Below are 12498 nucleotides of genomic sequence, written 5' to 3' on the forward strand. Positions count from 1 at the left end.
TGCGGACGCCGAAAGCTGTGCCCACACTGTAGGACGCCCGGGGGTCTTCAGCACGACGCCGCAGGTCAGCACGGGTGTGGGACGTGCCTCACCGGACCGGGCGCGACGCCCCGAGCACCTCGACGTCGGCGTCGGTGCTGACCTCGGCCGTGCCGTCCGCCGTCAGACGCACGTCGAGCGGGCGCCCCGCGAGCCGCAAGCCACGCACCTCCACGGCGCCCACGGGGCTGGGCGTGGGAGGGCGGACCGTCAGCGTGCCGCCCGGCACGTCCGGGTCCAGGCCGAGCGCCGACGCCAGGACCGTGACCGCGGAAGCCGCCGACCACGCCTGCGGCCGGCACGCCGCCGGGTACGGCACCGTGCGAGGCACGTCGCCGCGGGCGTCGCCCGACCAGAGCTCGGGCAGGCGGAAGTCGAAGTCGTCACCCGCGGCGAGCAGTCCCTCGACCAGGGACGCCGACTCCCGCGCGTGACCGCCGCGCGCGAGCCCGGCCAGGACGACCGCCGTGTCGTGGGGCCAGACGGCACCCCCGTGGTAGCGCATCGGCCAGTAGCCCGCGGACTCCGCCGACATCGTGCGCAGCCCGCGGCCGGCGTCCATGTCGGGCCGCCCCAGGCGTTCCGCGACCACCCGCTCCTCGGCCGGGGTGAGGAGGCCCGTTCCCAGCAGGTGCCCGATGTTGCTGGTCACGGTGTCGACCACGGCCTTGTCGACGTCCAGCGCGATGCCCGGGTACGCACCGTCCGGCGAGTCGACCCAGAAGCTCGCCCGGAAACGGTCCGCCAGGCGCTCCGCCCAGGCCCGCCAGCGGTCCGTCCCGGGCCGGCCGAAGGCCTCGAGCAGCGAGGCTCCGGACCTCGCCGCCTCGTAGGCGTAGCCCTGCACCTCGACGAGCGCGATCGGACCGGTCGCCAGCCTGCCGTCCCGCCACTGCACCGAGTCGCCGGAGTCCTTCCAGCCCTGGTTCGCCAGCCCGCGCCCGGACTCGTCCACGTACTCGAGGAAGCCGTCGCCATCCGCGTCGCCGTGCTCCACCATCCACGTGAGCGCCGCCTCGGCGGCGGGCAGCAGCGCCGCCACCTCGTCGGGGGGCATCCCCCACCGCCACGCGTCGTGGAGCAGGCACACCCACAGCGGCGTCGCGTCGACCGTCCCGTAGTACAGCGGCGGCAGGGCCAGGCCGTGCTCGGGCATCACCAGCTCCGCGCGGCGCACCTCGTGCAGGATCTTGCCGGGCTGCTCGGCGCTCGCGACGTCCGTGGCCTGCCCCTGCCGGGCGGCGAGGGTCCGTAGGGTGCCCGCGGCCAGCTCGGTCCCGAGCGGCAGCAGCATGCGCGCGGCCCAGAGCGAGTCGCGCCCGAAGAGGGTGAAGAACCACGGCGCGCCGGCGGCCAGGAACACGTCGTCGGGGGCGAACGCGGCGGACATCCGCAGCGTCGCCAGGTCGTCGAGCGCCTGGCCCAGCAGTGCGGGCAGCCGACGGTCGTCGGCGACCACGTGCGGGATCGACCACTCCGGACCCGGTCGGGACGGCGCGTGCACGACAGCCGCCGCGTCCTCGACGTCGAGGCGCCACGCCAGCGTGACGGGCACGGCGGCGGTGACCTCGACGTCCCACCACAGGACGGCCTCCGCGGGGTCCCCTTCGAGCACCACCCGCGCGCCCGGCGCACGCAGCGTGGCGACCAGGTCGGCGCCCGGCCGCCAGCGCACCAGGCCCAGCGCGCCGGTCGAGTCGTCGAGCACGTCGGCCCCGACCGGGGCGCGGCCACCCTTGAGGCGCTCCATCGGCGTCGCGTCCGCCCGCACCAGCAGCTCCACCCGGGCCCGGACGGGCTCGGCGGTGGAGCAGGTCAGGACGAGCTCCTCGTCGACCCGCCCCGGGCGCACGGTCCTCAACCGGTCCAGCCGGGCGGTCGGGTCCGCACCGGGTCCGTCGATCGCCCGCGTCACGGCGACGACCCGTACCCGGCCGGGGCCGTCCGGCGCGGCGGCGACGGTCTCGGGCTCCTCCCCGCCCACGTGCACGCGCGCTGCGGCCAGCACCCGCACGTCCGCGTGGTGGATGCCCTGGGCCCCTTGGGCGCGGATCTGGCCGTCGGCACCGGACCACGCCTGCGTCGGCGCGTGGACGGCCGCGAGCAGGTCGTGGAGCAGCGGCTGGACGTCCATCGTCGGTCTCCCTCGTCGTCGGGGGTGCGCGGGCCGGGCGCGGCCTGGACCGGCACCGGCGTGACCGAACCGTGACCTCGTCCAGTTGACAGCCCCGCGCGGTGCTGGCAACTCTAGGACCAAACATTTGAGCGTTCCAATACCGGATGTCCAGTCGATTGGATCGTTCACATAGGCCGCGAAGGGGCAGCCATGGACGCCAGCAGCCGTGCCACGCTCGAGCACGTGGCCCGGCGCGCCCAGGTGTCGCGGCAGACCGTCTCCAACGTCCTGAACGCCCCCCACCTCGTCCGTGCCGACACCACCGAGCGGGTGCGCGCGGCGATCGAGGAGCTGGGCTACCGGCCCAGCACCGCCGCCCGGCAGCTGCGCACCGGCCGCTCTCGCGTGCTCGGGCTGCGCATCGAACCGGTCCGCGACGGCATCAACGGCGCCGTGCTCGACCGGTTCCTGCACGCCCTCACCGAGCGCGCCCAGGCCCGCGGCTACCGGGTCATGCTCTTCACCGCGGCCGACGACGAGCGGGAGATCCAGCAGTACGACGAGCTGCTCGAGACGGCGGACCTCGACGCGTTCGTGCTGACCAGCACGCACCACGGCGACCGCCGCACGCAGTGGCTGGGCGAGCGGGACGTGCCGTTCGTGACGTTCGGCCGTCCGTGGGAGACCGACGACGGTCCCGTGGTCGAGGACCATCCGTGGGTCGACGTCGACGGCGCCGCGGGGACGCGCGCCGCGGTCGAGCACCTGCAGCAGCTCGGTCACCGCCGCATCGGGCTGATCGGCTGGCCGGAGGGCTCGGACGTGGGCGCCGACCGCCGCCGGGGCTGGCGCAACGCCATGCTCCGCGCCGGGTGGGACAAGGACGGGCTCGGCCAGCTCGAGGCCGCCGTCCCCGACGGCGTCGCGGCGGGCGGCCGCGCCGCCGAGCTGCTGCTCGAGCACAGCCGGCCCACCGCGCTGGTGTGTGCGAGCGACTCCCTCGCCCTGGGCGCGCTGCACGCGACCCGGGCGACGGACGCACCGCCCGCCGTCGTCGGCTTCGACGACACCCCCGTCGCCACAGCACTCGGCCTGACGAGCGTGGCCCAGCCGCTGGCCGAGGCCGCCGACCGGGCCCTGGGTCTCCTGCTGCGCAGGCTCGACGGCGGGGCAGGGCCGGTCCCCGACCCGCACGTCCTGCTCACCCCGTACCTCGTCGTCCGCGCCTCCAGCACACCGCCACCTGCCTGACCACCCGTGCGTCGCGACGAAGCACGCACCCGACCGAAGGGCCACCACCATGCGCTCCGCACCCCTCCGCCGCCGCACCCTCGCGGCGCTCACCGCCGGCACGGCCGGACTCCTCGCCCTCACCGCGTGCAGCGGCGGCGGCTTCGACGACGAGGGCGGGGGGTCGGCCACCGCCGCCAGCACCGGCAGCGGCGACCTCCAGGTCCTGATCGGGTCGAGCGGCGACGCCGAGACGGACGCCGTGAACGCCGCGGTCGACGCCTGGTCGAAGGACTCGGGCACCAAGGCGACGGTGACCGTCGCGTCCGACCTCGCCCAGGAGCTCAGCCAGGGCTTCGCCTCCGGCGACCCGGCCGACGTGTTCTACGTGAGCGCCGACGCCTTCCAGGGGTACGCCGCCAACGGGTCCCTGCTGGCCTACGGCGACCAGCTCGAGGCCAAGGACGACTTCTACCCCTCGCTCGTCGACCAGTTCTCCTACGACGGGAAGCTCTACTGCGCCCCGAAGGACTTCTCCACGCTCGCGCTGGAGATCAACACGGACGACTGGGCGGCCGCCGGCCTCACCGACGCCGACATCCCGACCACGTGGGACCAGCTCAGCAGCGCGGCGACCAAGCTCACCGCCGACGGCCGGACCGGGATGGGCTTCAGCGGGGAGTACGCGCGGATCGGCGCCTTCCTCGCGCAGGCGGGAGGGTCGCTCGTCAGCGAGGACGGCACGACCGCGACCGCCAACAGCGCCGAGAACGTCGCGGGCCTCACCTACGTCAAGGACCTGCTGACCTCGGGCAGCGCGGCGTACGCGTCGACGCTCGGCACCGGCTGGGGCGGCGAGGCGTTCGGCACCAACAAGGCCGCCATGACGATCGAGGGCAACTGGATCACCGGCGCGATGACGAACGACTACCCCGACGTGAAGTACACGGTCGTGCCGCTGCCGGCGGGTCCCGGGGGCCAGGGCACCCTGCAGTTCACCAACTGCTGGGGCATCGCCGCGGACTCCCCGAACCAGGAGGCCGCGATCGACCTGGTCGAGTCCCTGGTCGCGACCGACCAGCAGCTCGCGTTCGCCAAGGCGTTCGGCGTCATGCCGTCGGTCCAGTCGGCGGCCGACGGCTGGCGCGAGCTCTACCCCGACATGTCCGCGTTCATCGACAGCGCCGACTTCGCGCAGAACGTGGTCAACGCGCAGGGTGCCGGCGACGTGATCACCGACTTCAACGCCCAGCTCGAGGGGCTGGCGACCGGTGACCCGAAGGCGATCCTCGACTCGGTGCAGACGAACCTCCAGGCGGTCCTCGACGACCAGTCCTGACGCGCAGTACCCGGGATCGACCGCTCGCGACGAGGAGGACACGTGACGACCGCCACTGCGGCAGCGGCCCAGCGTGCCGACCGACGACCCGGCACCTCGCCGGGGCGCCGGTCGGGAGGGCCGGGCCGGCAGGGACTCGCCGGCTGGGTGTTCGTCGCGCCGATGCTCGTGATCCTCGGGCTCTTCCTCGTCGTGCCCGTGCTCATGGCCGCGTGGGTCAGCGTCTCGGACTGGAACGGGCACGGCAGCCCGTTCGGGGCCGACGTCGGCTACGTGGGGGCGCAGAACTACACCGACCTGCTGTTCGGGACCGGGCTCGCGACGAAGGACTTCGGCACGTCGCTGCGGAACAACGGGTACTACGTGCTGCTCGTGGTGCCGCTGCAGACGGCGCTGGCGCTGTTCCTGGCGGTCATGGTGAACCGGAAGGTGCTGCGGGGGCGCGGGGCTCTACGCACCGCGTTCTACTTCCCGTCCGTCACCAGCACGGTCGCCATCACGGTGCTCTGGCTGTTCCTGTTCTCCGCGTCCGGCGCGGTGAACAGCGCCCTGGCGTGGCTCGGCATCAACGGACCGAACTGGTTCAACGACCCACGGGGCGTCCTGCACCTCCTGCTCGGGCTCGTCGGCGTCGACGCACCGCCCCCGGCGCTGGCCTCGCACGGGATGCTTGGCATCACGTGGTGGGAGTGGCTTGCCGGCCCGTCGGTCGCGATGAGCGCGTTCATCCTCATGGCCGTCTTCACCACGTCCGGCACGTTCATGCTCCTGTTCCTCGCGGCGCTGCAGGCGATCTCCGGCGACGTGGAGGAGGCGGCCGTGATGGACGGCACGACCGGCTGGCAGCGGTTCTGGTACGTCACGCTGCCGATGCTGCGGCCGACGGTCTTCACCGTGGTCACCCTCGGGCTCATCGGCTGCTGGCAGGTGTTCGACCAGATCTACACCGGCACGCAGGGCGGCCCGGCCAAGACGACGCTGACCCCGGCGTACCTGTCCTACAACGCGGCGTTCAACAACCAGGACTGGGGCCGCGGCGCGGCGATCGCGTTCATGCTGTTCGCGATCATCGTCGTCCTCACGGGCGTGCAGCGGGTCCTCCTCCGCGAGCGCGACGGGGCTCCCCGCCGGCGTCGGGCCGGGGCCGGGACGGAGCGACCGTGACCGCCGACGCCCCCACCACCCCGCCCCGGGCCCGTCGCCGCCCGCGCCGCGCGGGGGACGTCGTCGTGTACGTGATCCTCGCGCTGCTCGCGCTGCTGTACGTCTACCCGTTCCTGGTACAGATCTCCACGTCGTTCAAGACCGATGCCGAGGCCGCGACGAACGCGCTGTCACTCGTGCCCCAGACGTGGACGACGGCCGCCTACGAGCGGCTGTTCCGGCACTCGGACTACCCGTTGTGGTTCCGCAACTCGGTCATCGTGACCATCGCCGTCACCCTCGGCCGGGTGTTCATCGACGCGCTCGCCGGCTACGCGCTGGCCCGGCTCCGGTTCCGCGGCCGCGGCCTGGTGTTCGCCGGCGTGATCGCGGTCATGGCCGTGCCGAGCGTCGTGCTGCTCATCCCGAAGTTCCTGGTGATCAAGCAGCTCGGCATCTACAACACGTTCGGCGGCCTGATCATCCCGCTGCTGGCCGACGCCGCCGGGGTCTTCATCATGAAGAACTTCTTCGAGTCGATCCCGCCCAGCGTCGAGGAGGCCGCGCGGCTCGACGGCGCCGGCACGTTCCGCATCTGGTGGTCCGTCGTGCTGCCCATGGCGACACCGGCGCTGGTGACGATCGTCATCCTGTCGTTCCAGGGCTCGTGGAACGAGCTGTCGCACTTCATCGTCGCCTCGCAGGACCCCGGCCTCGTCACGCTGACCAAGGGCGTCGCCCAGCTGGCCTCGGGGGCTCTCAGCGCGGGCACCCAGTACCCCTTGAAGCTCGCGGCCGCGGCCATCATGACCATCCCCGTGGCCGTGCTCTTCTTCGTGTTCCAGCGCCGGCTCATGAACGTCAGCAGCGGCGCCGTGAAGGAGTAGGACGCCTGCCCGGGTTCCCCGCGCACCGACTATCATGGATCGGAAAGGGGAACACCCATGCGCTTCCTGCCCGGCCACGCGGCCACCTCAGACCTCACCTACGGAGACGTCTTCCTCGTCCCGTCGCGTTCAGAGGTCGCCTCCCGCTTCGACGTCGACCTCACGGCCGTCGACGGCACCGGCACCACCGTCCCGATCGTCGTCGCCAACATGACGGCGGTCGCGGGCCGGCGGATGGCCGAGACGGTCGCCCGCCGCGGCGGCATCACGGTCCTCCCCCAGGACGTCCCCACGGATGTCGTCGCCGAGGTGGTCTCCTCGGTGAAGGCCCGGCACACGGTGGTCGAGAGCGCCGTCGTCGTCAGCCTGCACGACACCGTGCACACCGCGCTGACGCTGATCGGCAAGCGCGCGCACGGCGCGGCCGTCGTCGTGGAGGACGGCCGTCCCGTCGGCGTCGTCACCGAGGCCGACTGCGGTGGCGTCGACCGGTTCACGCAGGTGTCCGAGGTCATGAGCGCCCAGCCCACGACCGTCGACCTCGCCGTCATCGAGCAGGGCGGCCTGCGCGGCCTCGAGGCTGCGTTCGAGCAGCTGCACGCCTCGCGCCGCAAGTTCTCCCCCGTCGTGCGCGACGGTGAGCTCGTCGGCGTACTCACACAGGTCGGCGCGCTGCGCTCGTCCGTGTACCAGCCGGCGCTCGACGCGCAGGGTCGGCTGCGCGTCGCCGCCGCCGTCGGCATCAACGGCGACGTCAAGCAGAAGGCCCTCGAGCTGCTCGAGGCCGGGGTCGACGTGCTCGTCGTGGACACCGCGCACGGGCACCAGCGCAAGATGCTCGACGCGCTGGGCGCCGTCCGCTCGCTCGACCCGCAGGTGCCGGTGGTCGCGGGCAACGTCGTCACCGCCGAGGGCACGCGCGACCTGATCTCCGCGGGCGCGGACATCGTCAAGGTCGGCGTCGGCCCCGGCGCCATGTGCACGACGCGGATGATGACCGCGGTCGGCCGCCCGCAGTTCTCGGCCGTCCTGGAGTGCGCCGCGGAGGCGCGCCGGCTGGGCAAGCACGTCTGGGCCGACGGCGGCGTGCGGCACCCGCGCGACGTCGCGCTGGCCCTGGCCGCCGGTGCGTCCCAGGTCATGGTCGGCTCGTGGTTCGCGGGCACGCACGAGTCCCCCGGGGACCTGCACGAGGACGGCAACGGCCGGCTCTACAAGGAGTCGTTCGGCATGGCGTCCGCCCGTGCGGTGGCCGCGCGCACGCGCGGAGGCTCGGCGTTCGACCGGGCCCGCAAGGGGCTGTACGAGGAGGGCATCTCGTCCTCCCGCATGTTCCTGGACCCGCGCCGCCCGGGCGTCGAGGACCTGATCGACACGATCACCGCGGGCGTCCGCTCGGCCGCGACCTACGTCGGCGCCACGACCATCGACGAGCTGCACGAGCGCGCGGTCGTCGGGATCCAGTCGGCGGCGGGCTACGAGGAGGGGCGCCCGCTGCCCGACGGGTGGTGATCGGCATGCGTCCCGTCCTGGTGATCACCCACGCCCCGCACGAGGGCCCCGGGCTGATCTCCCGCGGGCTCGACGCGCCGATCCGCGTGCGGACCGTGCTCGACCTCGAGGACGCGCGCCTGCCGGGCCTCGACGAGGTCTCCGGGGTCGTCGTCCTGGGCGGCCCGATGGACGCCGACGACGTGCCCGGCCACCCCGGCCTCGCGGCGGAGCGCACGCTGCTGGCGGCCGCGGTCGACGCCGACGTCCCCGTGCTCGGCGTGTGCCTCGGCATGCAGCTGCTGGCGCTCGCGCTGGGCGCCCGGCTCCACCTGCGCGCCGCGACCGAGATCGGTTTCGCGCCGGTAGACATCGACGTCGAGGACCCGCTGCTGGGGGCGCTGGGCACCCGCCCGACCGTCCTGCACTGGCACTCCGACACCGTCGAGCTGCCGCCGGGCGCGACCCTCCTGGCCTCCACCGACGCGACGCCGGTCCAGGCGTTCCGGGCCGGCAGCGCGCTCGGCCTGCAGTTCCACCCCGAGCTCGACGCGGGGATGCTCGACCTCTGGCTCTCGACGCCGGACATGGTCGGGGACCTGTCGGCCGACGAGGTCGAGGAGATCCGCTCCGCCGGCGCCCGGCACCTGCCCGGTCTCGTGCCGGCCGCCGAGAAGCTGTTCGCCGGTTTCGGGGAGCTCGTGCGGGCTCGCGGATGACCGCACCGACCCCGGAGGTCCGTGGAGCGCGCGCGGAGCTCGTCGACCTGTGCGCGCGCGGCCTCGACTGGCGGGTGGATCCCGCGCGCGTGCTCGACGACCCGTCCGCTGCGCGCCCGGCCGCGGTGCTCGTGCTGTTCGGCGAGCTGGACGCCTTGCCCGCCCGCACGGACACCCCGGCGGTGGCCCGCGACCTCGACGTGCTCCTGCAGCGGCGCTCGGGCACGCTCGGCCACCACGCCGGCCAGATCGCGTTCCCCGGCGGCAGGCTCGAGCCGACCGACGCCGGGCCGCGCGAGGCCGCCCTGCGCGAGGCCGTCGAGGAGGTCGGGCTGGACGCGTCCGGCGTCGAGGTCCTGGGCACCCTTCCGCCGCTCCCGGTGCCGGTCAGCAACCACCTGGTCACGCCGGTGCCGGCGTGGTGGACGCACCCGTCGGTGGTTGCCGCCGTCGACCACGCCGAGACCGTCGACGTGTTCCGCGTCCCCGTCGCCGACCTGCTCGACCCGGCGAACCGGGCGAGCGTCGAGCACCTGCGCTGGGGCCGCACGGTCCGCACGCCGGCGTTCACGGTGGACGGCACGCTCGTGTGGGGCTTCACCGGGATCGTGCTCGCGCGCATGTTCGACGCGCTCGGGTGGGCCGTGCCGTACGACGTCCGCCGCACGGTCTCGGCCCGCTGACGTGGTGCATCCCGTCCCCGAGGTCGAGGTCACCGAGCAGCTCGCGCGCACGCTCCTGGCTGAGCAGCACCCTGACCTCGCGCACCTGCCGCTGACCTGGGCGGGGACCGGCTGGGACAACGCGCTGTGGCGCCTGGGCGACCACCTGGCCGCCCGGTTCCCCGTGCGGGCGCTCGCGGCGCCCTTCGTCCACCACGAGCAGGAGTGGTTGCCCGTCCTCGCCCCGCGCCTGCCGGTCGACGTGCCGGTGCCCGTCCGCGCCGGGCGTCCGTCCGGCTCCTACCCGTGGACGTGGAGCATCGTGCCGTGGTTCGACGCCGTCGCCGCGCACCGCACCCCGGTGGCCGGCCGGACGGCGTGGGCCGCCGCGCTGGCCGACGTGTTCGTCGCGCTGCACCACCCGGCCCCCGACAACGCCCCGGTCAACCCGTTCCGCGGCGTCTCGATCGTGCCCCGAGAGCCGGCCCTGCGGGAGCGGCTCGCCACGCTCGGGCTGCCCGACGCCGACCGGATCCTCGAGCGCTGGCGCGACCTCGCCGCCGCACCAGAGTGGGACGGCCCCGCCCTCTGGCTGCACGGCGACCCCCACCCGGCCAACCTGCTGGTCCACGACGGACGGCTCCGGGCGGTCATCGACTTCGGAGACATGACCTCCGGCGACCCGGCGTCGGACCTGTCGACCGCGTGGCTGACGTTCGACGCCGAGGGGCGCGCGGCATTCCGGGACCGACTGGTGTACGACGACAACACGTGGCGGCGCGCGCAGGCGTGGGCGCTGCACATGGCGGTCGTGCTTCAGATGCACCCCGTGGACCACCCGACGCTCGCGGAGATCGGCCGGCACGGGATCCAGCAGGCGCTCGCCGACGGCTAGGTCGGCCTATCCTCGGAGCGAGGGAACGGAGCCGGTCGTCATGAGCACCGCGTTGATCGTCGTGGACGTGCAGAACGACTTCTGCGAGGGTGGCTCGCTGGCCGTCACAGGCGGAGCCCGGGTCGCCGCCGACATCTCGGCGTACCTGGCGGCGAACGCGGACGACTACACGCTCGTCGTCGCCACCCGCGACTGGCACGCACCCCTGCCCGACACCAACGACGGGCACTTCGCGGCCGACGGCGAGGAGCCCGACTACGTCCGCACCTGGCCCGTGCACTGCGTCGCGCACACCCCCGGCGCCGAGTACCACCCCGACCTCGACCTGCCGGCGGACCGCCTGGTCGAGGTGGTGAAGGGCGAGTCCCGCCAGGACTACTCCGGATTCCAGGGGCGCATCCTCGGTCCCGGGCCGGAGGACGCCGACCTGGCGGACACCCTGCGGAGCCACGGCGTCGACCGCGTCGACGTCGTCGGCCTCGCCACCGACTACTGCGTTCGCGCGACCGCGCTCGACGCGCACGACGCCGGCTTCGGCGTGCGCGTCCTGACCGACCTCGTCGCCGGTGTGGCCCACGACTCCTCGGTCGCGGCGCTCGACGAGCTCGCCGCGTCCGGGGTCGACGTCGAGCCGGCCCCGTCGGAGGACTGACCGATGGCGGACACCCCGAACAAGACGACCCCCACCGACGCCGACGTCGCCGCCTTCGTCGCGGCCGTCGAGCACCCGGTCCGCCGGCGGGACGCCGAACGCCTGGTGGCGCTCATGACCCGCGTGACGGGCGAGCCGCCGCGGATGTGGGGGCCGACGATCGTCGGCTTCGGCACCTACCACTACCGCTACCCGTCGGGCCGCGAGGGCGACTCGAGCGCGGCCGGGTTCTCGCCGCGCAAGGACGCGACGACGATCTACTTCCCGGACGGCGTCGACGCGCACGCCGACGTGCTCTCGGGCCTCGGGCCGCACACGGTCGGGAAGGGCTGCCTCTACGTCAAGGACCTCGACGCCGTGGACCTCGGGGTGCTCGAGGAAGCCGTGCGCCGCTCGTACGCGACCGTCTCGGCCGGCACGTTCGGCACCCGGCTCTCCTGACCGGCCCCTCGGCTGCTCTAGCCGAAGGTCGCCGAGACCACGACGTCGCCGCCGCCGACGTCGATGCTGATGTCGGAGACGGACACGCCCGGGGGAAGCAGCGCCGCGATGTCGATCCTGCGCGCAGCCGCCGCCGCGATCCTCGGCCGGAACGGTGCGACGAGCGCGCCCACGACCGGGTTGGTGCTGGAGATCTCCGCGTCGCGGACCGAGAGCACCAACGCGTCATCGATCGACGCCACGCCCGTCACCACGACGGCGGCGCGCACGACGCTCTTGCGCACCTTGGCCTCCGCTCGGACGGACAGCTCGCGAGGCCCGCGGCTCTCGAGGTCGAGGTCCAGGTCGGTCAGCGTGAAGCCGCGCGACCTCAGCGCGTCGGCGAGGGCCGCGCGCGCCGCACCTTCGATGCCTTTCCGCGGTGCGGAGACACGGGCCGTGCCCACGACCGGCGCGTCCGGGGACGGCGGTTGCACCTCGAGGGCGAGCTGGTCGGTCGAGCTGGTCGCCCAGGCGAACCGCACGTCGCTCGCGGAGATCGCAACGTCCACCGGGACACCCGCGACCGACGCCGGGTGGGCCACCAGCTCGAGCGTGCGGACGACCGCCGGCTCGCGATGCGTGACGTCGACCGCTGGGAGCCTCTCCGGGTCCGGACCGTCGACCTCGATGGCGACGCCGGTGCCATCGACCGTCAGGGACGCGATGTCGGCGCCGTCGAGGTGAGCTGTGACGACGATCCGCTCCAGCCCGCGGACCCGGCGCTGCGCGAGTCTGGCGAGCAGCTCTCGGACGCGGGTCTCGATCTCCGCGTCGCTGGTGGGTCGCGGGGCCGTGCCGAACGGGAGGTGGCGCTGATCGGTCATGGAGCGAGGCTAGGCCGA

General features: G+C 73.8%; 12 protein-coding genes. 10 read left to right on the plus strand and 2 right to left on the minus strand.

The annotated features are described in order from the left end of the window. Positions 1-88: 88 nt before the first annotated feature. Positions 89-2173 (minus strand): glycogen debranching N-terminal domain-containing protein, encoded by a 2085-nt coding sequence (locus tag AC1DT4_RS02215; RefSeq protein ID WP_477088134.1) that lies wholly within the window; start codon positions 2171-2173, stop codon positions 89-91. Between the two features lie 192 nt (positions 2174-2365). Here AC1DT4_RS02215 and AC1DT4_RS02220 point away from each other — a divergent pair, with 192 nt between their 5' ends. From AC1DT4_RS02220 to AC1DT4_RS02265, 10 genes are read left to right on the plus strand one after another with little or no spacing between them, the layout of a single operon-like run. Next, positions 2366-3406: a LacI family DNA-binding transcriptional regulator gene (locus AC1DT4_RS02220; protein ID WP_477088135.1), complete on the plus strand. Its 1041-nt coding sequence runs from the start codon at positions 2366-2368 to the stop codon at positions 3404-3406. A gap of 49 nt (positions 3407-3455) precedes the next feature. Further along, complete coding sequence (locus AC1DT4_RS02225) at positions 3456-4724, plus strand: sugar ABC transporter substrate-binding protein (RefSeq protein WP_477088136.1); 1269 nt, start codon at positions 3456-3458, stop codon at positions 4722-4724. A 42-nt stretch (positions 4725-4766) separates the two neighbouring features. After that, a complete protein-coding gene (locus tag AC1DT4_RS02230) occupies positions 4767-5888 on the plus strand; it encodes a carbohydrate ABC transporter permease (protein WP_477088137.1) in 1122 nt (373 codons plus the stop codon). Beyond that, positions 5885-6754 (plus strand): carbohydrate ABC transporter permease, encoded by an 870-nt coding sequence (locus tag AC1DT4_RS02235; RefSeq protein ID WP_477088138.1) that lies wholly within the window; start codon positions 5885-5887, stop codon positions 6752-6754. Before AC1DT4_RS02230 ends, AC1DT4_RS02235 begins: the two co-directional genes overlap by 4 nt. Before the next feature lie 57 nt (positions 6755-6811). Beyond that, positions 6812-8266: a GuaB1 family IMP dehydrogenase-related protein gene (locus tag AC1DT4_RS02240; RefSeq protein WP_477088139.1), complete on the plus strand. Its 1455-nt coding sequence runs from the start codon at positions 6812-6814 to the stop codon at positions 8264-8266. Positions 8267-8271: 5 nt separating this feature from the next. Beyond that, positions 8272-8964, plus strand: coding sequence for a type 1 glutamine amidotransferase (locus AC1DT4_RS02245; protein WP_477088140.1), 693 nt, complete (start codon positions 8272-8274; stop codon positions 8962-8964). Beyond that, positions 8961-9647 carry an NUDIX hydrolase gene (locus tag AC1DT4_RS02250; protein ID WP_477088141.1) on the plus strand — a complete coding sequence of 229 codons (687 nt, stop codon included), beginning with the start codon at positions 8961-8963 and terminating at the stop codon, positions 9645-9647. The genes AC1DT4_RS02245 and AC1DT4_RS02250 overlap by 4 nt, the downstream gene beginning before the upstream one ends. A 1-nt stretch (position 9648) precedes the next feature. Further along, on the plus strand, positions 9649-10521 hold the full coding sequence (locus AC1DT4_RS02255) for an aminoglycoside phosphotransferase family protein (protein ID WP_477088142.1): 873 nt from the start codon (positions 9649-9651) through the stop codon (positions 10519-10521). A 40-nt stretch (positions 10522-10561) separates the two neighbouring features. After that, entirely contained in the window at positions 10562-11173 is a 612-nt protein-coding gene (locus tag AC1DT4_RS02260; RefSeq protein ID WP_477088143.1) for an isochorismatase family protein, read from the plus strand. A 3-nt stretch (positions 11174-11176) separates the two neighbouring features. Further along, positions 11177-11614 carry a DUF1801 domain-containing protein gene (locus AC1DT4_RS02265; protein ID WP_477088144.1) on the plus strand — a complete coding sequence of 146 codons (438 nt, stop codon included), beginning with the start codon at positions 11177-11179 and terminating at the stop codon, positions 11612-11614. A gap of 17 nt (positions 11615-11631) precedes the next feature. On the opposite strand, the gene AC1DT4_RS02270 is transcribed toward AC1DT4_RS02265, so the two are convergent. Then, positions 11632-12480, minus strand: a complete 849-nt coding sequence (locus AC1DT4_RS02270) for a hypothetical protein (RefSeq protein WP_477088145.1) — start codon at positions 12478-12480, stop codon at positions 11632-11634. Between the last annotated feature and the right edge of the window lie 18 nt (positions 12481-12498).

It is taken from the genome of Cellulomonas sp. P4_D11 (genome assembly GCF_056401915.1).

Coding starts and splice junctions, on each gene's coding strand:
- AC1DT4_RS02215 (WP_477088134.1), bottom strand. CDS start 2,173: ATGGACGTCCAGCCGCTGCTCCACGACCTGCTCGCGGCCGTCCACGCG.
- AC1DT4_RS02220 (WP_477088135.1), top strand. CDS start 2,366: ATGGACGCCAGCAGCCGTGCCACGCTCGAGCACGTGGCCCGGCGCGCC.
- AC1DT4_RS02225 (WP_477088136.1), top strand. CDS start 3,456: ATGCGCTCCGCACCCCTCCGCCGCCGCACCCTCGCGGCGCTCACCGCC.
- AC1DT4_RS02240 (WP_477088139.1), top strand. CDS start 6,812: ATGCGCTTCCTGCCCGGCCACGCGGCCACCTCAGACCTCACCTACGGA.
- AC1DT4_RS02245 (WP_477088140.1), top strand. CDS start 8,272: ATGCGTCCCGTCCTGGTGATCACCCACGCCCCGCACGAGGGCCCCGGG.
- AC1DT4_RS02250 (WP_477088141.1), top strand. CDS start 8,961: ATGACCGCACCGACCCCGGAGGTCCGTGGAGCGCGCGCGGAGCTCGTC.
- AC1DT4_RS02260 (WP_477088143.1), top strand. CDS start 10,562: ATGAGCACCGCGTTGATCGTCGTGGACGTGCAGAACGACTTCTGCGAG.
- AC1DT4_RS02265 (WP_477088144.1), top strand. CDS start 11,177: ATGGCGGACACCCCGAACAAGACGACCCCCACCGACGCCGACGTCGCC.
- AC1DT4_RS02270 (WP_477088145.1), bottom strand. CDS start 12,480: ATGACCGATCAGCGCCACCTCCCGTTCGGCACGGCCCCGCGACCCACC.